The 19,528-nt window shown below is 33.1% G+C and carries 23 protein-coding genes; 14 read left to right on the top strand and 9 right to left on the bottom strand.

What is annotated here, in order from left to right; all coding sequences use genetic code 11:
* The first annotated feature begins 5 nt into the window (after nucleotides 1-5).
* Nucleotides 6-1,400 (top strand): hypothetical protein, encoded by a 1,395-nt coding sequence (locus PLI06_08145; GenBank protein HOI77560.1) that lies wholly within the window; start codon nucleotides 6-8, stop codon nucleotides 1,398-1,400.
* A gap of 2 nt (nucleotides 1,401-1,402) precedes the next feature.
* Here PLI06_08145 and hisG read toward each other — a convergent pair whose 3' ends face one another.
* Nucleotides 1,403-2,272, bottom strand: coding sequence for an ATP phosphoribosyltransferase (gene hisG, locus PLI06_08140; protein HOI77559.1), 870 nt, complete (start codon nucleotides 2,270-2,272; stop codon nucleotides 1,403-1,405).
* 125 nt (nucleotides 2,273-2,397) lie between these two features.
* Between hisG and PLI06_08135 the strand changes: the two genes are divergently transcribed.
* Nucleotides 2,398-2,946, top strand: coding sequence for a redoxin domain-containing protein (locus tag PLI06_08135; GenBank protein HOI77558.1), 549 nt, complete (start codon nucleotides 2,398-2,400; stop codon nucleotides 2,944-2,946).
* A gap of 5 nt (nucleotides 2,947-2,951) precedes the next feature.
* Here PLI06_08135 and PLI06_08130 read toward each other — a convergent pair whose 3' ends face one another.
* Genes PLI06_08130 through purB form a run of 4 tightly spaced genes read right to left on the bottom strand, consistent with a single transcriptional unit; the run spans nucleotide 2,952 to nucleotide 6,992 of the window.
* The gene (locus tag PLI06_08130; GenBank protein HOI77557.1) at nucleotides 2,952-3,707 is read right to left on the bottom strand and encodes an inositol monophosphatase family protein; all 756 of its coding nucleotides are present in this window, start codon (nucleotides 3,705-3,707) and stop codon (nucleotides 2,952-2,954) included.
* Nucleotides 3,708-3,711: 4 nt separating this feature from the next.
* The gene (locus PLI06_08125; GenBank protein ID HOI77556.1) at nucleotides 3,712-4,110 is read right to left on the bottom strand and encodes a secondary thiamine-phosphate synthase enzyme YjbQ; all 399 of its coding nucleotides are present in this window, start codon (nucleotides 4,108-4,110) and stop codon (nucleotides 3,712-3,714) included.
* Nucleotides 4,111-4,114: 4 nt separating this feature from the next.
* Complete coding sequence (locus PLI06_08120; GenBank protein ID HOI77555.1) at nucleotides 4,115-5,701, bottom strand: DUF5591 domain-containing protein; 1,587 nt, start codon at nucleotides 5,699-5,701, stop codon at nucleotides 4,115-4,117.
* Nucleotides 5,682-6,992 (bottom strand): adenylosuccinate lyase, encoded by a 1,311-nt coding sequence (gene purB, locus PLI06_08115; GenBank protein HOI77554.1) that lies wholly within the window; start codon nucleotides 6,990-6,992, stop codon nucleotides 5,682-5,684. Before purB ends, PLI06_08120 begins: the two co-directional genes overlap by 20 nt.
* A gap of 110 nt (nucleotides 6,993-7,102) precedes the next feature.
* Here purB and PLI06_08110 point away from each other — a divergent pair, with 110 nt between their 5' ends.
* Nucleotides 7,103-7,357: a SemiSWEET transporter gene (locus tag PLI06_08110; protein ID HOI77553.1), complete on the top strand. Its 255-nt coding sequence runs from the start codon at nucleotides 7,103-7,105 to the stop codon at nucleotides 7,355-7,357.
* Nucleotide 7,358: 1 nt separating this feature from the next.
* Here the strand turns inward: PLI06_08110 and PLI06_08105 are convergent, their stop codons facing one another.
* Nucleotides 7,359-8,126, bottom strand: a complete 768-nt coding sequence (locus tag PLI06_08105) for a hypothetical protein (protein ID HOI77552.1) — start codon at nucleotides 8,124-8,126, stop codon at nucleotides 7,359-7,361.
* Between the two features lie 159 nt (nucleotides 8,127-8,285).
* Nucleotides 8,286-9,500 carry a right-handed parallel beta-helix repeat-containing protein gene (locus tag PLI06_08100; GenBank protein HOI77551.1) on the bottom strand — a complete coding sequence of 405 codons (1,215 nt, stop codon included), beginning with the start codon at nucleotides 9,498-9,500 and terminating at the stop codon, nucleotides 8,286-8,288.
* A gap of 129 nt (nucleotides 9,501-9,629) precedes the next feature.
* On the opposite strand from PLI06_08100, the gene PLI06_08095 reads away from it, so the two are divergent.
* From PLI06_08095 to PLI06_08045, 11 genes are all read left to right on the top strand, one after another.
* Complete coding sequence (locus PLI06_08095; protein ID HOI77550.1) at nucleotides 9,630-10,541, top strand: cation diffusion facilitator family transporter; 912 nt, start codon at nucleotides 9,630-9,632, stop codon at nucleotides 10,539-10,541.
* 52 nt (nucleotides 10,542-10,593) lie between these two features.
* Nucleotides 10,594-10,785, top strand: coding sequence for a hypothetical protein (locus PLI06_08090; protein HOI77549.1), 192 nt, complete (start codon nucleotides 10,594-10,596; stop codon nucleotides 10,783-10,785).
* 37 nt (nucleotides 10,786-10,822) lie between these two features.
* Nucleotides 10,823-11,437 carry a zinc ribbon domain-containing protein gene (locus PLI06_08085; GenBank protein ID HOI77548.1) on the top strand — a complete coding sequence of 205 codons (615 nt, stop codon included), beginning with the start codon at nucleotides 10,823-10,825 and terminating at the stop codon, nucleotides 11,435-11,437.
* Nucleotides 11,438-11,601: 164 nt separating this feature from the next.
* The gene (locus PLI06_08080) at nucleotides 11,602-12,378 is read left to right on the top strand and encodes a basic amino acid ABC transporter substrate-binding protein (GenBank protein HOI77547.1); all 777 of its coding nucleotides are present in this window, start codon (nucleotides 11,602-11,604) and stop codon (nucleotides 12,376-12,378) included.
* A gap of 19 nt (nucleotides 12,379-12,397) precedes the next feature.
* Nucleotides 12,398-13,063 carry an amino acid ABC transporter permease gene (locus tag PLI06_08075; GenBank protein ID HOI77546.1) on the top strand — a complete coding sequence of 222 codons (666 nt, stop codon included), beginning with the start codon at nucleotides 12,398-12,400 and terminating at the stop codon, nucleotides 13,061-13,063.
* A gap of 61 nt (nucleotides 13,064-13,124) precedes the next feature.
* Nucleotides 13,125-13,847, top strand: coding sequence for an amino acid ABC transporter ATP-binding protein (locus tag PLI06_08070; GenBank protein ID HOI77545.1), 723 nt, complete (start codon nucleotides 13,125-13,127; stop codon nucleotides 13,845-13,847).
* 24 nt (nucleotides 13,848-13,871) lie between these two features.
* The gene (gene budA, locus PLI06_08065; GenBank protein HOI77544.1) at nucleotides 13,872-14,675 is read left to right on the top strand and encodes an acetolactate decarboxylase; all 804 of its coding nucleotides are present in this window, start codon (nucleotides 13,872-13,874) and stop codon (nucleotides 14,673-14,675) included.
* 95 nt (nucleotides 14,676-14,770) lie between these two features.
* The gene (locus tag PLI06_08060) at nucleotides 14,771-15,328 is read left to right on the top strand and encodes a nitroreductase family protein (protein HOI77543.1); all 558 of its coding nucleotides are present in this window, start codon (nucleotides 14,771-14,773) and stop codon (nucleotides 15,326-15,328) included.
* A gap of 189 nt (nucleotides 15,329-15,517) precedes the next feature.
* Nucleotides 15,518-17,221 carry a 2-oxoacid:acceptor oxidoreductase subunit alpha gene (locus PLI06_08055; GenBank protein ID HOI77542.1) on the top strand — a complete coding sequence of 568 codons (1,704 nt, stop codon included), beginning with the start codon at nucleotides 15,518-15,520 and terminating at the stop codon, nucleotides 17,219-17,221.
* 1 nt (nucleotide 17,222) lies between these two features.
* Nucleotides 17,223-18,083: a thiamine pyrophosphate-dependent enzyme gene (locus tag PLI06_08050; protein ID HOI77541.1), complete on the top strand. Its 861-nt coding sequence runs from the start codon at nucleotides 17,223-17,225 to the stop codon at nucleotides 18,081-18,083.
* Nucleotides 18,084-18,275: 192 nt separating this feature from the next.
* Nucleotides 18,276-18,728 carry a hypothetical protein gene (locus tag PLI06_08045; GenBank protein ID HOI77540.1) on the top strand — a complete coding sequence of 151 codons (453 nt, stop codon included), beginning with the start codon at nucleotides 18,276-18,278 and terminating at the stop codon, nucleotides 18,726-18,728.
* Here the strand turns inward: PLI06_08045 and PLI06_08040 are convergent.
* On the bottom strand, nucleotides 18,706-19,242 hold the full coding sequence (locus PLI06_08040; GenBank protein HOI77539.1) for a tRNA (cytidine(56)-2'-O)-methyltransferase: 537 nt from the start codon (nucleotides 19,240-19,242) through the stop codon (nucleotides 18,706-18,708). The genes PLI06_08045 and PLI06_08040 overlap by 23 nt on opposite strands.
* Entirely contained in the window at nucleotides 19,239-19,460 is a 222-nt protein-coding gene (locus tag PLI06_08035; GenBank protein ID HOI77538.1) for an Lrp/AsnC ligand binding domain-containing protein, read from the bottom strand. Before PLI06_08035 ends, PLI06_08040 begins: the two co-directional genes overlap by 4 nt.
* Nucleotides 19,461-19,528 lie beyond the last annotated feature (68 nt).

Below are 19,528 nucleotides of genomic sequence, written 5' to 3'. Positions count from 1 at the left end.
ATAGTATGAATAAATCAATAAGTAGTCTTTTCATATTATTAATGCTATTATCTACTTTTGGAACCTATATTGGCGCCCAAGATGAGGAAACAAAAAGTTTACTACCGGAAGTTGCGCTTGATTATCCTACCGAAGCAACTCCAAATCAAGAAATTAAAATCTCTGTAAAAGTAAAAAATACCGTTCAAGATGTAATGTGGGATACGCTTGCATATATCGATGAAGATTCAATGACTAAGGAGGCAAAAGCTGCTTTCCAGATTGTTGAAGGTAAGAAGTTATTCCCTATCAGGATGGACCCGGACCAAGAAGAAACTGTTATTCTAACAGTAAAAATTACAACAAAAGCATTAAGTGGAGAATACTTAGTTCCAGTAGTTGTGGCAACAGGTATAGGTGGATGTAGAGAAGGTTGCGAACCGTCTCTATTAACTGTCTTTTCTACCATTAAAATTAAAAGAAATGATCCTTTAATCACTCTAGAATTTGACAAATATCAAATAGATATTGAGCAAGGAGTTTGTGAAGTCGAACTAGTGGTGCCTTATCTTCCAAATATTCCATTTAGGATTACGAATATTAACAACACTGAATCTGCATATAATCTTAAGATGACTGTTATCCAAGATACTCCCATGGTTAAAGGGATAATTGACCCTCCAGTAAATCAAAGTGTCCTTCAGCCTGGGGGACAAATAACAGGGTCACTATATATTAGGGCGTCATACGAAGCTCCTATCGGAAATCAAGTGATAAGGGTGAGACTTGCATATGCTGATAAGTATGGTGCCGATTATGATTTATTCCGAGATATTACTGCTACAGTCAAAAACGTCGGTAAAAACTACTATGATCAAGGAAGACTTTATTACGACTCATGCGATTATGAGAATGCAAAGATTTCATTAGACCAAGCCAAAGTTATTTACCAAGAAAATAACAACATATTAGTTGTCCAAGAAATCGACAAGTTAATAAAAAGAATGGAAGCTAATGATAAGTTCATGCAAGGTCAAAATAGATTCTTCTCAGGTGACCTAAAAAATGCAATAACGTATTATTCTGAAGCAAAGACTCTTTATACAGAGATTAATGATTGCCAAGCAGTTCAATTATGTGAAGATGCTATGAAAGCTGCCAATAGACCTCTTGGAGGAATTCTAGGGGGAGTTTCAGGTTCTGGAGGCGAAAGCATAACTACATTTTCTATCCATACCATAATTGAAATAGTTCTTGCAATTATAGTTGCAATATTATTGATTATCCTGATTAGAGGAAAAGGTGGAGGCGGAGGTAGAAAACTTAATCTAAAAGATAGAATTAGTAGACCATCGCAGAAGCCAATTGCAAGACCCTCGCAAGAACCAATTAGGCCTCTAAGAAAAGAGATGCCCCGGTAATTTTAATATATTACTTTATTTAAAGGATATTCTATTATCCCTTCTGCACCTGCACTTTTTAGTTTTGGTATTAAGTCTCTAATTATTTTTTCGTCAACGATTGTTTCAACTGCAACCCATCCGTCAGAACTCAGATTTGATACAGTAGGCTTTCTCAAAGCAGGTAAAACAGAAATTAACTCTTCAAGATTTGCTTTTTGTACGTTCATTTTTACCCCAACCATTGATTCTGCTGCCAATGCACCTTTTAGAAGCATGAAAAGATCCTCGGTTTTTTTCCTTTTCCAACTACTTTTCCATGATTCTTTATTGCTTATTAGAACAGTTGTAGATTCTAGGATGGTGTCAAGAACCTTAAGATTGTGAGCTTTAAGTGATGATCCTGTTTCAGTAAGCTCCACTATTGCATCGACAAGTTCTGGAACTTTTACTTCAGTTGCACCCCAAGAAAATTCAACTGATGCCTCTATGCCTTTCTGTTCTAAATATTTCTTTGTTATATTGACTACTTCAGTTGCGATTCTCTTGCCATTTAGGTCTTGAGGCGTCTTTATCTTAGAGGATTCAGAAACAGCTAACACCCATTTAACGGGTTTTAATCCTTGCTTGGCATAAACAAGTTTTCCTACATTCACGATATCGGCATTATTTTCAACTACCCAGTCCATTCCTGTTAAACCAATATCGATTATTCCTTTTTCTACGTATCTTGGTATCTCTTGTGCTCTAATCAACAAGCATTCGATATTTGTATCATCAATCGATGGTTTATATGACCTTGAAGAAATATTAATAGAATATCCCGCTTTTTTAAACATGTTGAGGGTAGACTCTTGTAGGCTACCTTTAGGCAATCCGATTTTAAGCATCATATTACTCACTTTTTAATTATAAAACTCGTCTCGAAAAACTGTTTATATATTTTATGCACTAATTTATAGGATATATTAGATTATTTTACAAAAGAGATAAATAAAAGGAAATCGTAGGATTAATCATGTCATATGAAAAACATTTAGAAGGGGAGCAGGCTATAAATTTTTGTTTGAAAGATAAAGATCAGAAAAATATCTGTTTAAAAGAATTAAAAAATAAATGGACTGTGCTTTTCTTCTTTGATAAAAGTAGTCTCAAATCCGATAATTCGGAGATACTATACTACTCAAAGGTGGAAGACGAATTTAAAGATTTAAATGCTAAATTGATCGGAATTGGGCCTGTGACAGAAAAAGAGATTAGTAAGTTCTGCTTAGAACATAATATTAGTAATATATTATTACTAAGTGATTTGAACTACAATGTTTCAGAAGAATACGGTGTAGTATTCTTGGATAAAGATGGCTCTAAAAAAATCCTACCAATGACATTTCTAATTAACAGAGAAGGAATTGTATCAACTATATGGAATAGAGAGCATATGTACTATAGATTTTCTGGGTATGCAGACAATCTAATAGAACTATGGGAACAGGTCAAGATGTGGGCGCATATAAATAAAGTACTAGAAGCCATTGAACTGTTAGATAAAAACCTGAAATATTCTTAAAGTGACTAGATTATCTCTAATATTTTATTAGTTAACACGCTGTTTGAAACTATAATTCCTTTGGAATATTTAGAAATTCTGTTTCTTGAGAAATCAACAACAGTGCCTCCTGCTTCTTCGCATATTAAGGCTCCAGCAATTGCATCATAATACTTGATTATATTTTTAATAAAAATGTCATATCTTCCTTCTGCAACAAATGCAAGATTTATAGATGTAGATTGAGTTAAACGAATTCCTAAAACCTCTTTCGATAATGACTGCAGCATCTTAAAAAATTCTTCGTGAAAATTCCTATCTTTTGTTAAATCACTGACAATTATTGAATCTTTGAGATTAATGTTTTTAGAAATAAAGAGTTTTCTTTCATTAAGGTAAGCACCTTTTCCTTTTTCTGCATAATAAAGGTCTTCAGTTATAGGGTTATATATTACTGAAAGGACGGGGATCTCGTTCTTTAATAAAGCAATTGAAAAAGAGAATAATGGAACGCATCTAGTGAAGTTTATTGTCCCATCAAGTGCATCAACTAGCCATTTATACTCTGCATCCTCGTTTCCGGAGAATCCGCATTCTTCGCATATAAATGAATGGTCTGGGAATTTTTGGCTAATTATTTCGATGGCTTTCTTTTCAGATTCATAATCTGCATCTGTTACTATGTCAAAATCTCCTTTTTTATAGACTCCACAATCATTTTTGTAATATTTTTTTAGAATTTCCCCAGATGCCCTTGCGGCATTAAAAGCGGTTTGAAGCATGAAATCAATCCTTGACCAATTTTACATATACGTTCCTTGATCTTGGACCATCAAATTCCATGAAAAAAATCCCTTGCCAAGTTCCAAGAACAAGTTTTTCATTTTCAATGATAATAGTTTTGGATGGCCCAATTATGGAACTTTTTATGTGTGCATCTGAATTTCCTTCAAGATGTTTATAATCTATGCCTCGTGGTGCTAGTTTTGAGAGAAAAGAGTTAATGTCTTCCGCTACTGAAGGATCATAACTTTCGTTAATCATTATCCCTGAAGTAGTATGAGGAGAGTAAATAAACGCCACACCTGAAGAGAAATTTGATTTTGAAATAAATTTCTTTATTTCTTCTGTTATTTCAATTGCTTCTATTCTCTTATTTGATCTTAATTTTATAACGTGGCTCAATCTATCATCTCGCCCTAATTTTAACAACTTTTCCTCTATTCAACTTTTTCATCATGTCCCCAGAAACTACTGCCTCCCCCACACCTATACATTTATTGTTTTTTTGAACTATAACATCATCCCCTGGGCGGATATTCTTAGAATTACTTATGATGCCTTTAGAAAATATATCCCCTCTTAAATCAAAATCAATATTTACCCACAAGGAATCTTTTATTAATTCGCCACCCTTAACATTCACTTTAATTTTATTCTGGAAAATACCTATAATCTTTTTATTAAAAGTCAAATCAGTAGTTTTTCTTCTTTCGATATAATTAAAAGGCAAATCAAATTCTTTCTTGAATTGAAATGAAAACATTTTTTGTGCTTTAGTTTTATATTCATTAAGAGGCTCTTTATCCCAAAGAATTCTATTCGTTTCAAGAATATTCTTTAATTCTTCAAGAGATCCTTGGGTATATAGTATTTTAAACGGGAGTTTCTCAAGTGCCTTTAGATAAGGGCTATTCTCCCCAAAATGTGCGATTACAACTGGATTATTACATTTATTTAGTAATGAACAAAGTAATCCAGAAAGAGAATCTAACTCTTCTTGATTCCAGTGCCCCGTCACAGGAATATCATAGTCTGCATAGTCTTCAAGTTCTCTTGGAACTACGCCCAATGGTGATGTAAGAATTAACTGAGATAAATTAGAGTATTTATTCTTTAACACATCTCTTAAGAATGAGATAATTTTAATATGCGATTTAGAGACTCGGTAAGGTTTTTTTGCACTACAGGGAAGTAATAATATTATATTTGTTGGAGGGACATAATATTGCTCTACTTCTTTTCTCCATCTCACTACCTGCGGCCGATCTAAAGAGATATCATCTATATAATACGACCTCTTAAACTCTCTTCTCAAATGAACTTCAAAAGAATTAAAGAACTCTTTGTATAGGATTCTTAATAATCTTCTAGAATTAACAGACCCATTTGAGTACATCTCTACTAATTCTGGCAAAGGATTTGAAAGATACTCGTTGAAAAACCGTTCATTGTTTTCTTCGGCTAAGAATAGGTCAAATCCTAGGAAGAGAAATATTGGAATTTCATAATTTTTTGAATCAATGAAAAAAATAGAAGAAGGATATTTCTCTTTTAATTGAAAATAGAAATCAAGAAGAATTCTCTCATCGGCTATTCTTTTAAAAAAATAGATAGATTTTTTAGGTATTGACTCAAAAAGTTCCTGATTTAATTCGCTATACTTTGTAAGGTAGATTGGAAGGCAATCTCCTTTCTCCTCTTTGATTATTGATATATTTAAACTAGATAATCTTTTTGCTTCTCTTATTGGTAAGTCAAAAGGTATTTGGACAAGTGGAACTGTATAAAGGTCATACTTACCTCTTTTATAAGTTTCAGCGACAAGATGAGAGAGGGATTTTTCAATAGTTATATTGCCAAATTGAAAATAATCCCTATTATTTTGAATAATACAGGGCGTATTTTCTACCTGGCCGCCTAAATTTACCTTGCCTAGTCTATGTCCATCTTCATAGAGTATCTCAAAAGAAAAATTATTTTCCAATGACATCATCCACTATCTCTTTAGCATACCCAATATATTTTTCAGGATTTAACGCATCGTTTATTTCAGCTTCAGATAATAATTCTCTTATCTTATTATCTTTCTTAACATTGTCAATGAATCTTCCTTCTTTCATAGAAACTAGCCTCATTGTTTCATGTGCATCCTGCCTTCCCATGCCTTTCTCAACTAATTTTAACATTAGCACCTCTGCCAAATTTGAATATCCGGTAAGCTCTAAGTTCTTTTTTACATTTGACTCATAGAATACTAGACTAGACAATACTTTGATAGCGCCCTTGAGCATCTCGTCCAATAATATAAATGATTCAGGATGGATGACTCTCTCGCATGAGGAGTTTGTAAGATCTCTTTCGTGCCACAAAGGATTATTTAGTATTGCTGGAAATACATTAGAGTATAATACTCTTGCAAGACCACATATTTTTTCACATGTTACTGGATTCTTTTTGTTTGGCATAGTTGAAGAGCCAACTTGTTTTTTACCAAATCCTTCTGCAATTTCCATTATTTCGGTTCTTTGAAGATTTCTTATTTCCAAAGCGAGTTTATCTAGGGTTGAAGCCAAAGAAGCTAAAGAGAACATGACATCCGCATACGTGTCCCTAGATACAACTTGATTTGATATTTTGGCCATTTTAATTCCAAGAATATCTCCAACTTTTTTTTGAAGTTCAGGACCATCTTTGTATGATGCCATGGTCCCAACGGCCCCAGATATCTTCCCAGAAACATTACTATATGAAAACTCGAGCCTATCTCTAGCTCTTCTTATCTCATCTAAGAAAAGAGCAAACTTCATTCCATATGTAGTTGGTATAGCATGTTGTCCGTGAGTTCTTCCCACACAAACAGTATTGCGATATTTTTTGGATAATTCCATAAGTATATCTTCAAGTTTATTTAAATCAGAAAAAACAATTTTAAAAGCTTCGACAAATTGGAGGGCTGTTGCAGAATCATTAATATCGTTTGAAGTTGCCCCGAGATGTACATATTTTCCATGTTCCCCGCACTGCTCGGAAAGAGAAAGGACTAATGCCATTATATCATGATTTATTTCTGATTCTATCTGCTTCATTCTTTCTAGAGAAACATATTTTGTATTTGCTTTCTTGAAAATCTCGTTGCCTGCTTCTTTCGGTATGTGGCCTAATTCTGAATGAGCTTTTGCTATTGCTCCTTCGACTAGAAGCATCTTATTTAATCTCTCCTCCTCATCAAATATTTTTCTCATTTCCAAAGAACCATATCTATTATCAATTGGATGAATCATTATAATCCCTAATCTATTTTAATAAATAAAGTTTATTAAGTTTTTTGACAAATTGCATCAAAAATAATTAAGTTACCGAAAGATATATGATTTAAATATATATTCTACAATATATGGACATTATTACGATTATTGGCCTATCAGCTGCGTTCCTCACTACTGTCTCATCATTACCTCAAGTAATTAAGACTATTAGATTAAAGGAAACAAGAGATATATCATTTTGGATGTGGACTCTTTTATCTGCAGGGATATTTTTATGGCTAATATACGGATTATATAAAAAAGATCTTCCAATTATTTTAGCAAATGGAATATCGCTATTCCTAGTATTAATTGTACTGGGCTTAAAAATAAAGTATAAGTAGGTTAGTTTTTTTGATTGCATTCTTTTATCATTTCTTTTAATTCTACGACTTCGTCAATTACCTTCCAGCCTTCGCCTAAATAAATTGTATCGACTAAATTTCTTAAGAAAGCAAGATTTGACTTGGGGTCGTTAAGATCGTGCTTAGATACTAAATTTAATATTTTTTCTAAAAAAGAAAATGTAACAGGAAAGTCTTCTTGAAGTATTTCAATAAGGTCATTTTTTAGTTCTTCCGAGCAGTTCAATGCATCATCGGCAAACAAAAGCGCAAACTCAGCCCATCGGTCCCCTAACATTAGTTCGGGGCCTCTGAATAGAATATTTAAATTGGACTTTGTTCTTGTATCAATCATTTTTTGTGGATCATGTCCTAGGTCTCTCTGAAGTTTGTAAAGAGGCGAATGCTGAGCTAAAGAATTCATGTTAATATCCATCCCAGTTTGTCTATTATATTTATTTACCAATCCTTTAAATCCCTTAATCATTAAGATCCAATGTCCTATTTCATGCGTTATTAGTAAAGGATCAAACGATTTTGGATTCTCTAACCATATTGGTAATACTACCTTTCCATCTATCACTGCAGGATATGCACTATTAAGTTCTCCAGGTATATGTTTTAACTCAGGATTATCCTTTCGATCACCCATCATTATTTCGATTGGATAGCCAAGCAATTCTTCTGATAATTTTTTCCATAAATCGAGAAATTTCGAAGTTGGTTCATCTGCCATTTTTCTTATATAACTTTCAGGTAAAGGATTCATTTAATCACCAATAAAATACTAATATTAATCCTTATCGGATTCCTTTATAACCTCACTCCATCAAATACTCTAAGGACGATCCTCGCTTATATGAATTATCCATGATTTTTTCGCCTTTAAATAATTATAAACTATCTAAATTAGCGTAAAATGCTACAATTACTTGAATAAGATATCAATTAAGCGAGAAAATAAAGATGCCTTGTACTTAGATTCGTAGTGATGTCCCAAATCGACTATGCCCCTATCAAAGTTTCCATTAACGTTTGTTGTTTTGTGATTTAACTTAAAAAAAGATGAAGTGCCTGAACCTGAATCTATGGCTTTACTTTGTTCGTCAAGGTAGTAAGGACCATTAGGTCCGATTATGAATGACGGATTAAAAACTAAAAAATCAATTTCAGAGATGCCATGATTTATTTTATTTGCCCATAACATGTTACTAGAATAAGTAATATGACCTTCGTTATAAATTCCATAATTATTATTTGAGATAATATTATTTTGCATGTCAATGATCCCTTTATTATAGATTCCAAATCCTTTAGAGCCACCATTTGAATCTATAGTATTATTTATCAAAATACCTTTAGAATTAGTCGAATCAAATAAAATTCCTTTTTCATTATTACTAACAAGGTTATTTTTAAAGTATAGATCTACTGGGCCAAAAACTTGGATGCCAGTATTATTGTCAAGGAACAAAGAATTTTCTACTTTTAAATCGATAGTGCTCTCAGGGGAAAAAGAATATGCAGTTAGAGAACTAGAGTTAACAAAATTTGAATCAATTATTGTTATCTCCATCGATTTATAGGTATATTTTATGTCATTTCCTGATGAGGCCTCTATTTCAGGAGGCGAACTCTCCCCATAATAAATATCATACCTATTTATTGTCATTTTATAATCTCTAATGGGGTATACGGCAGAGATAAATGAAATATCTCCTAAATTTTCAAATTTACAATCAGATAACACTAAAGTAATAGAATGGCTAGGAACATAATTCTCAAAAATAATGCTCTCAGAGGCCTTTGCATTTTTAAAAGTGATTCCAGAAATTGTAAAGATCATAGGATTTGCGTTATTTTGGGTTTTATATATCCTAAATACATGGTCTTCGAGAAGAATTATGGTTTTATCATATCCATCTCCAACTATTGGAAGACTTTTTCCTGAAATATTGACATCTGCACTTAAAGTATGAATGCCCTCATGGAGGCATACAATGTCCCAACTACAAGTATTGTTAGTAATAGTATTCGCTAGATCATCACCAGGATAAATATGGTACGAAGTTGCATAAGCTATTTCTCCAAAAGATAAAATAAAACTAAGGGTGAATAACAATGCAATTAAGGTTTTCTTCATGCTCATCAAATTATAAAGAAACAAGTTAAATAATTAATTATAATATATTATAGGCCAAGTTACTTATCGCCGATTATTGCATAGACGATTGAACAACAAATATTTAAAACAATTATTATATTATTATATATGCAAGAAGCTTTATCTACTCTAGAACGGTCGGAGAAAGGTGTAAAAGTTACATATATTGGGCTTCTTGGAAATATTGTTCTAACTATCTTCAAGTTTATTGCTGGCATATTGGGTCAAAGTACTGCAATGATAGCAGATTCGATACATTCTATTTCTGATACGGCTTCAGATATTGTGGTATTGTTAGGTTTCCAATATGTAAAAAAACCAGTAGATGATTCTCATAACTATGGACACGGCAAAATAGAAACTTTATCGACAGCTATTGTAGGAATAATGCTTATACTTGTGGCTTTATTAATTGTATATTCAGGCGTGGAAAAACTTCTGAAATCGTTACAAGGAGAAATAATACAAAAACCGGAGTTTATTGCATTATACGCTGCTATTATATCTATTATAGTTAAAGAATCAATGTATAGGTATACGGTAAATGTTGGAAGGACAATAAACAGTTCATTAATTATTGCAAATGCATGGCATCACAGATCTGATGCATTCTCTTCAATAGGGACAATGATTGGTATTGGCGGTGCCATCTTTTTAGGGGAAAAATGGCGAATCTTAGACCCGATTGCAGCTATTTTTGTAAGTATCCTCATTATTAAAGTTGCAATAGAGATACTACACGATAGTGTTAATGAGTTAATTGAAACTTCAGTAGACGAAGAAAAGAAAAAAGAATTATTAGATGTAATTTCAAATGTAAATGGAGTTAAAGATTTTCATAAGCTAAGGATTAGGCATATTGGACACTATTATTCAATGAGCATTCATATTCTAGTAGAGAAATCATTAAATATTGTTGAAGCCCATCAAATTTCTGATGGGGTCGAAGGGGAAATTAGAAATTTTCTAGGGCACGAAACAATCATCACAGTGCACGTTGAACCCTATCAAAAAGAATAAATAGTTATTATTCCATATACTAATCGTGATTTGTATTTAAAAGAGGATAATAATGGTTAAAGAATCTTCTGAATCCCGAGTTGCCAAATTGAAAAAATTGAAGGGCGATATCGATAGTTTTTCACCTAAAGACATGGTTTCTGTAGATGATTTTGAAGAGCTTTATATTGTCTTCAAGAATTCTCCTATAACAACTGAGAAATTTAAATTATTAAGAAAAAAAGTAGAAAAAAGAAAGAGATAATAGAAAAGTATATAAAATTAGAATTTAAGATTTATGCATGAATAAAGGACGTATTATAAGTTTAATTGGGGGTATTATACTAATAGTTGCTGCTTTTTTGCCATTTTCTTATTTTGTCGATGGCTTATACTCAACTTTTCAGATTACAGTTGCAGTACTGATGAATTTTACTGATAGTTCAGTAATGCAAAACTTTCTGCTTCAAGTAAATCCATCTTATGGCATGGCCGCTATGATTTTAGCGTTAATAGTTGCAGGATTTCTATTACTTGTCATAGGTGGTTTACTTGCAATTATTAAAAAAGCAGGTGGCTCGATAGCGGGCCCTGGTGGGATGATAGTGTTGACAATAGCAGGATTTCTTTATGCAGGGGCTTTAATATTTGGGTTTTTAGGAATTGGGTTTTATTTAGGCTGGCTCGGTGCCATTATCTGCATTATAGGTAGCGCAATATCTCCGGACAAAGACAAGAGCAGAATTAATGTTTCTGTTAATCAACAGCAGAATGTAACAACTAATGGAGCACCCATCAGCTCAACTCAAAGCACAAAGAATTCAACTCCCGAATATGGCACTAAGTATTGTAATAAATGTGGATATCAAAACAAGGCAGATACTTCATTTTGTGTTAATTGTGGAAATAGACTATAATCTTATTATTCTTTTTTAATTTTCTTATTTTTGTTTTAATGATTTGACTTACGAATTTCGTAATATTATATATTATTAAATTTCTAAAGGGAAACATTTATTAGTTATTGCTATTACTTTTTTACATACTTCCTCACGGGAGTACGAAAATGGAGGTATTAGGGATGAAAAGAATAGGACAAATAAGCATTGTATTACTCTTGATATTGGCTGTTGTTGCAGCCAGCGGATGTACCGGTACAAAAAGTAAAAAATTAGTAGAAGAAGGATACCTTACTATCGGAACTGAGGCACAATACCCGCCCTTTGAGATAAGAAAGGCGGATGATAGTTTCTACGGTTTTGATATTGCTTTAGGTGAAGCATTAGCTAAAGAACTAGGACTTAAACCAAAATTTGTAGATACTGACTTTGCATCAATTATTGCATCGTTAAATGCAGGTAAATTTGATGTAGCAATGTCAGCAATGACCATTACTGAAGATAGAAAGAAAACAGTCAACTTCTCGGACCCTTACTTTGATGCAGGATTAAGCATGGCTGTTCCAATTAACAGTAACAAACAAACTGTTAATGATTTAAACGGAGCAATAGTCGGCGTCCAGCTTGGAACTACAGGTGATCTATACGCATCTGAGCTCAAGAATATAAAAGAAATTAAGAGATACGCTCACGCACCAGACGCTTTTCTAGATATGAAAAATGGAAAAGTAGACGCAGTAATTAATGATGACGTTGTTAACAAACCTATTATTGCAGCTGACCCTACGTCATTCAAAGTTGTCGGCGGTTTATTGACAGTAGAGCAATACGGAATTGCAATTCCAAAAGAGAATGAAGATCTACTTTTGAAAGTAAACGCAGCACTAAAGAAGCTAAAAGAAAATGGAACTTACGACCAAATATACGACCAATATATAGTTAACTGGTCTGAAGAATAAACAAAAAAAGGTGACCAAAGTGGTGGGACTTGGATTTCAAATTGATTTATTTGTAAGAATATTGCCTGAATTACTTAGGGGTGCAGCTATTACAATACAACTAACTGCATTCTCAGTAGCTATAGGTACTTTAATTGGACTTTTTATGGGTATTGCAAGAATATCCCATTACAAGATTTTCAGTGTGCCTTCTGCACTTTATGTTGAATTTATTCGAGGAACACCACTATTGGTCCAAATAATGATAGTTTACTATGGATTACCTGCTTTAGGATTAAATCTTGACCAGTATACTTCGGGTATCTTGGCTTTATCCATTAATAGTGGAGCTTATATCGCCGAGATATTCAAAGCAGGAATCAAATCAATTAAAAAAGGGCAAACAGAAGCCTCAATCTCCCTAGGATTAAATTATATGCAGACGATGAGGTACGTAATACTGCCCCAAGCAACTAGGAATATACTTCCTGCTTTGGGTAATGAATTTATTGCATTATTAAAGGACTCTTCGCTTGTTTCAGTTATAGCCATATCTGAACTTTTAAGAAGAGGTATGATAGTCTATTCAAGGACTTATGATGCCTGGACACCACTTTTGGGTGTTGCTTTAATTTATCTTTGTATAACTATACCACTGTCAAGAGCAGTTCAATACATTGAAAAGAGGTGGGAAATCCTTGATTAAAAAGAACCAAATCAAACGAAAAAAATCAGAACAAATTAATAACACCTCAAACGGAAACACAATGATAAAAATGACTCACGTCAAAAAATCATTTGGAGATCTAGTCGTTTTAAAAGATATAAATCTTGAAATAAAAAAAGGCGAGGTATTAGTCCTTCTTGGGCCTTCTGGTTCTGGGAAAAGTACCTTGATTCGATGTATTAACAGGTTAGAGAAAATAGACGAAGGGGAAATTCTAGTAGAAGGGCTGGATATTTACTCGCCCGATATGGATGTACACAAACTCAGGACAAAAGTCGGAATGGTTTTCCAACAATTCAATCTTTTTCCCCATATGAAAGTAATAGACAATATAACACTCTCTCCAACTCTAGTAAAAAAAGATTCTAAAGGTAAGGCAAAGAAAGAAGCTTTAGAGCTATTAAAAAAAGTAGGCCTTGACGACAAATCTAATTCATATCCCCATGAACTCTCAGGTGGCCAGCAACAAAGAGTTGCAATTGCTAGGGCTCTTGCAATGAATCCAGATGTTATGCTATTTGATGAAGTTACATCAGCCTTGGACCCGGAACTTGTAAAGGGCGTTCTTGAAACCATGAAAGAACTTGCAAAAATGGGAATGACTATGATAGTTGTTACTCATGAAATGGGATTTGCAAAAGAAGTTGCAGATAGGGTTATATTTATGGATGAGGGCTATATTATTGAGGAAAATGAACCAAAAGAAATATTCGAAAATCCCCAGAATCCAAGAACTCAGGCATTTATATCAAAAATATTATAATTAATTTTTTTATCGAGGAGGATTATGAAAAACAAATCATTAGTATTATGTTTTACATTAATTCTTATAATCTCAACTTTATGTTGTTTAAATCAAAATAAGAACAACAATTTAGAAAATAAAGATATATTGTATCAATACTCAACAATCGAAGCTCTTTTAGAAGGGATTTATGACGGCGACATGACTTTTGGTGAGCTTAAAAATCATGGAAATTATGGCCTTGGAACAATAAATTCTTTAGATGGGGAAATGATACAAGTTAATGGAAAATTCTATCAAGTTAAGGTAGATGGGATAGCATATCAAATTGAAGATAATGAGAAAACTCCTTTCGCAATAGTTACATTTTTTGACGTAGATAAATCGATTAAAATAAATGAGACCTTAGATTACAATCAATTCACAAAATACATTGACAATAACATTCCTACACATAATGTATTTTATCTAATATTAGTGGAAGGTAATTTTGATTATATAAAGACTAGAAGTGTACCCAAACAAGAAAAACCCTACCCGCCATTGGTCAATGCCATAGAAGATCAAAGGTTTTTTGAATTTAATAATGTGAAGGGAACCTTAGTGGGTTTTAGGATACCCCAATATGTAGGGGATATGAATGTACCCGAGTATCATTTTCATTTTTTAACTGAAGATAAAAAGGCCGGGGGACATGTTCTTGAATTAAAGATCAACAACCAAGAGGTACATATTGATTATACACATGATTTTTTTATGACTGCCCCAGATAATGAAGATTTTTACAATTTAGACTCTGATAACAACATAGATGAAGATATCAAGATTGTAGAGAAAGGTAAATAATGACTATAATATTTTTTCACTATTTTTTAGACTATCCTTGCCTTATACGCTATACAACATATCTTAAAAAGGAACATGGATATTAAAGAGATATTATGGATGTCAACAAAGCTATATTTGAAAGAAGAGCCTATAGATCCTTAGAACCAGTAGAAATAACTCCAGAGATTATTAAATCTCTAGCAGAAAGTGCAAGATTTTCCCCTTCGTGTTTTAATAATCAGCCATGGAGATACGTATTTGTTACAGATCCTACAGTTCTAAAAAACATGCACTCCGCCCTTTCAATGGATAACGACTGGGCAAGAGCTGCCTCAATGATAATAGTTGTATTTTCTAAAAAAGAAAATGATTGTTTAATAAAAGATAGAGAGTATTATTTATTCGACACTGGAATGGCAACTGCTTTCATTATTTTAAGAGCAACTGAACTTGGATTAGTTGCCCATCCAATAGCTGGGTATAGCCCTAAGAAAACTAGGGAGATTCTGGGAATACCTGATGAGATGAATGTTATTACTCTTGTTATTGTAGGAAAACATTCTTCACAGATGACCCCACTGATGAATGAAAATCAGAAAGAAGTTGAAAAAGAAAGACCTGAACGATTGACAGTAGATAAATTTGTTTTTATGAATAGTTATCATGATTAAAAGTATATAGATTGAAAAATTTATTCTCTATTTTAAAATATTCTACAAACTATTAGAAATGCTGAAAAAATCTCAATAAAATTACCAAGTAAACTTATATATAAACAATAATTATAAATGTTAGAAGATAGGAAAATATCATAATACTATATCAAGACTTTTAGAGTTTTAAAAATAGGAGGATAGCAAATGGACGATATTTCTATTGTTCTTTGTGGCGAAGCAGGACAAGGTATAGAAACTACAGAAGATATATTAACAAAAATACTTAAGGATTCAGGATACGACATATTTGCCGTAAAGGAATATATGTCAAGGGTTAGGGGGGGCTCAAACTCTACGGAGATTAGAGTGTCCCAAAAACCTATTAGGGCTTATGTTGATAGAATCGATTTACTATTCGCTTTAAGTAACAAATCCATAGATCATTTGAAAGATAAGATCTCAGAGGATACACTAATATTTGGAGATAAAGAGATTATAGGAGATATCAATAAAATCATTGATATACCTCTTTCAAAAATTACAAAGAAAATAGGGAGTAGTGTTTATAGTAATACTGTTACTGCAGGTGTAATATGTGGAATGCTAAATGTTTCAGAATATGAGTTCCAAAATTTTATTACAAAATTTTTTGAAAAAAAAGGGGAGTCGATAATAAACAAAAACCTTGAAGCTGCAAGCGAAGGATTTGAGTTGGCCAAAAAGATAATGGAATCTGGGATCACTATAAAAGTGAAAACAAGTAGGGAGATATCAAGAGATGTAAGTAAAGATATACTAATTTCAGGCAAAGATGCAGTTGCACTTGGGGCTCTCGCTGGAGGATGCAACTTTATTTCTGGGTATCCAATGTCGCCTGCTACAGGAATTCTTTCTTTTATGTCTACATACTCAAAAGAATTTGAAGTAATTGCTGAACAATCAGAAGACGAGCTAAGTGCCATTAATATGGCCATTGGAGCTTGGTATGCCGGTGGAAGAGGGATGACTACAACATCCGGAGGAGGATTTGCTTTAATGGAGGAAGGAGTAAGCTTGGCAGGAATGGCTGAAACTCCAGTAGTTATCCATATAGGCCAAAGACCCGGACCGGCAACAGGCCTCCCAACTAGAACTGAACAAGGTGACCTTGACCTCGCTTTATATGCAGGCCATGGAGATTTTGCACGAATAATATTGTCACCCGGTAGTATCGAGGATTGTTTTCATTTATCAAAATATGCCTTTTCTTTCGCGGATAAATACCAGATACCTGTTTTCATACTAACAGATCAATATTTATTAGATTGCCAGTATAATATCCCTTCTTTAGATCATAAGAGATATGGAATAAAAAAATATGTAGTACAGACAAAAGAGGACTATAAAAGATATCAATTTACAAAAACAGGAGTATCCCCAAGAGGAATACCTGGATTCGGGGAAGGTCTGGTAATACAAACTGGAAATGAACATGACGAGATTGGACATACTACTGAAAATGCAATTCTAAGAAAAAAGATGGTTGAAAAAAGATTCAATGAAAAACTTAATCAAATCAAAAATGAGGTTATTTACCCAGAACTTCTTGGCGGAAAAGCTTACAAATATCTTTTAATAGGATGGGGCTCGACAAGGAACATCGTAGAAGAGTCCCTAAAACAATTGAGAGAGCCCAAGCTTGGATTTTTATATTTCAAACAGGTATATCCCCTACCAAGAGAAATTATGGGATATCTAATTAACGCAAAAAAAGTTATTGCAATAGAAAATAATGCTTCAGGACAATTTGCAAACCTTATAAAACTGGAGACAGGTTTTGAGATTAAAAATAAGATATTAAAATATGATGGTAGGCCATTTTCTGTTGAAGAAGTTACTAGAAGAATAAAAGATATTCTGGAGGAATAAAATGGAAGCTAAAGATTTTGATGTACAAAATATCGATATTTCATGGTGCCCTGGATGTGGAAACTTTACATTATTAAGAATATTAAAAGAAACATTTGCAGAACTCCAAATAAAACCCCAGGATATTGCAGTTATTTCCGGAATTGGCCAGTCATCAAAAACCCCTCACTATTTTAAGACTAATACTTTTCACACATTACATGGACGAGCCATTCCGATAGCAACTGCAGTAAAGAGCATTAATCCGAATCTCACCGTAATAGCAGAGGGTGGAGACGGCGATATGTATGGAGAAGGTGGAAATCATATACTTCATGCAATAAGAAGAAATCCAAATATCACAAATATAATACACAATAACATGGTTTATGGATTAACTAAAGGGCAAGCCTCTCCTACTACAATGCTAGGCGTTAAAACTACCTTACAAGTTGAGGGCGTTATCCTTGAACCTTTCAATCCCATTGCAGTTGCAATAGCATTAAATGCTTCTTTTGTAGCCCGTGCATTCGTTGGAGATATTGAGCAAACTAAAGAAATACTAAAAAAAGCAATTGCCCATAAAGGCTATGCTATAATAGATATTTTCCAACAATGCCCATCGTTTAACAAAATAAACACATTTGAATGGTTTAAACAAAATACATATTATCTTGACGATAAACACGACCCGAAAAACAGAATTGAAGCTTTCAAGAAATCTATTGAAACTGAAAAATTGCCACTTGGAATTTTTTATATGAATAATAGAAATTCGTTTGAAGAAAATATTGGACTATACAATGAGAATAAAGATCCACTGTGCTTTAGGGAGAGAGAATCCGATAAAATACAGAAATTTATTGACTCTAAAATGCGTTGAACATATAAATTATTGACAAAAGTCTTTTAAACTTACTTAATTTTCTCACGTTAGGGTGATAATATAGCTACAAAGAAAAAGAAGAGTGTTGCTGAGAAAAAAATAACTAAAACTACTAAGGCCACATCTAAAAAAGTCGTTTCTACTAAAACAAAAAATAAAACAAGTGCAACTAAAACAGAAAAGTCATTTTTGAACGATAAGAAAAAAATAACTATTGTTGGAGCAGTTGCACTAGTGTTAATAATTGCAACAATAGCTGGTTTTTTTTACATGCAAGAAAATGACAAAAATAAAGTTGAAGAAGCAGTCAGGTTGCACGTTGACTATTACAATACCAGAAATATTGATGCTTACTATGACCTCATATCCCAAAATTCTAAAGATAAATATAACATTAAGTTAGAAGATATATCCAATCTTTTAAATAAAGCTGCATTTGACGGAACAAATATTACAATTGTAAATATAAGCCAAATTACAATTCAAGGAGATGACGCAGAAGCTAGAGGCGTTATCATTGCAAAGAACAATCAAGGGTCAGAAACAAAGTCATTCGTTGAGCTCTATAAAAAGGAAAACGGTGTATGGAAATACGAACAGAGAATGTGGCAAGACACAGCTACTTCACAGGCTCCTCAGTAGTAATATTTTTTCCTTTTTCACAGGGAATAATTTTTAATTTTGCATTTTTAAATTCTTTTTTAATCTCTTTTCCTTCGTGAAGTCTATCTAAAAAAAGAGCAAGTGCCGATATTTCAGAATGAGGTTGATTTGTAACGGAAAGATTGTAGCTAGATAGCTCGTAAATATCTTTTGGAACTTTTTCTGCCCCAACTACGACCATAAGATTATTATTTTCATTAAAAACAAGATTTTTAATCTCTTCAATCTTTTCTTCAAAGGGGGTTCCATACATCGTCAAGTGCACGGATATCCCATCAAATTTTTTGAAAGCTTGCTTATATGTTTCAAAATAAACAGAAAACTCGCCGCCCCACCTCTTAGAAACGCTGTCTAAACTTCGTTTTATTTTTTCATCCTTTTCCCAGATTGAGATAGAATCTGCTCCAAAGGTTCTTGAAACTAATGCAACGTGAGTTGTAATACGGTGATCCCTTTCGGGCCTGTGACCAATCCTAAGAACTGTGATGCTCATTTTTTGATCATTGTAGAAGACATTTGGACACCGGGAACTCTTCTAATTGAGCTGGTGAGAATATCAAGTTCGCCTAATTCTTTTACGTTGACCTTAACGATCATATCATATTCACCATATAGTTCATGCACTTCAATGACATTCTTCATATTAGAAATCTTTTCAATTACATCCTCTTCAGATCCAGGTTGTACAACACAGAGTATAAATGCTATCATCTTATCCCTTCTTTGTTAAAGTTAACATATTTTTAAACTTTTTGTATGAGCCTTAATATTAGCCTAAA

This window comes from Methanofastidiosum sp., assembly GCA_035362715.1.
GTDB lineage: Archaea > Methanobacteriota_B > Thermococci > Methanofastidiosales > Methanofastidiosaceae > Methanofastidiosum.
This window is presented reverse-complemented; position numbering and strand designations above follow the sequence as displayed.

Coding starts and splice junctions, on each gene's coding strand:
- PLI06_08145 (HOI77560.1), top strand. CDS start 6: ATGAATAAATCAATAAGTAGTCTTTTCATATTATTAATGCTATTATCT.
- hisG (HOI77559.1), bottom strand. CDS start 2,272: ATGATGCTTAAAATCGGATTGCCTAAAGGTAGCCTACAAGAGTCTACC.
- PLI06_08135 (HOI77558.1), top strand. CDS start 2,398: ATGTCATATGAAAAACATTTAGAAGGGGAGCAGGCTATAAATTTTTGT.
- PLI06_08130 (HOI77557.1), bottom strand. CDS start 3,707: ATGCTTCAAACCGCTTTTAATGCCGCAAGGGCATCTGGGGAAATTCTA.
- PLI06_08120 (HOI77555.1), bottom strand. CDS start 5,701: ATGATGTCATTGGAAAATAATTTTTCTTTTGAGATACTCTATGAAGAT.
- PLI06_08110 (HOI77553.1), top strand. CDS start 7,103: ATGGACATTATTACGATTATTGGCCTATCAGCTGCGTTCCTCACTACT.
- PLI06_08105 (HOI77552.1), bottom strand. CDS start 8,126: ATGAATCCTTTACCTGAAAGTTATATAAGAAAAATGGCAGATGAACCA.
- PLI06_08100 (HOI77551.1), bottom strand. CDS start 9,500: ATGAAGAAAACCTTAATTGCATTGTTATTCACCCTTAGTTTTATTTTA.
- PLI06_08095 (HOI77550.1), top strand. CDS start 9,630: ATGCAAGAAGCTTTATCTACTCTAGAACGGTCGGAGAAAGGTGTAAAA.
- PLI06_08090 (HOI77549.1), top strand. CDS start 10,594: ATGGTTAAAGAATCTTCTGAATCCCGAGTTGCCAAATTGAAAAAATTG.
- PLI06_08085 (HOI77548.1), top strand. CDS start 10,823: ATGAATAAAGGACGTATTATAAGTTTAATTGGGGGTATTATACTAATA.
- PLI06_08080 (HOI77547.1), top strand. CDS start 11,602: ATGAAAAGAATAGGACAAATAAGCATTGTATTACTCTTGATATTGGCT.
- PLI06_08070 (HOI77545.1), top strand. CDS start 13,125: ATGATAAAAATGACTCACGTCAAAAAATCATTTGGAGATCTAGTCGTT.
- budA (HOI77544.1), top strand. CDS start 13,872: ATGAAAAACAAATCATTAGTATTATGTTTTACATTAATTCTTATAATC.
- PLI06_08060 (HOI77543.1), top strand. CDS start 14,771: ATGGATGTCAACAAAGCTATATTTGAAAGAAGAGCCTATAGATCCTTA.
- PLI06_08055 (HOI77542.1), top strand. CDS start 15,518: ATGGACGATATTTCTATTGTTCTTTGTGGCGAAGCAGGACAAGGTATA.
- PLI06_08050 (HOI77541.1), top strand. CDS start 17,223: ATGGAAGCTAAAGATTTTGATGTACAAAATATCGATATTTCATGGTGC.
- PLI06_08040 (HOI77539.1), bottom strand. CDS start 19,242: ATGAGCATCACAGTTCTTAGGATTGGTCACAGGCCCGAAAGGGATCAC.
- PLI06_08035 (HOI77538.1), bottom strand. CDS start 19,460: ATGATAGCATTTATACTCTGTGTTGTACAACCTGGATCTGAAGAGGAT.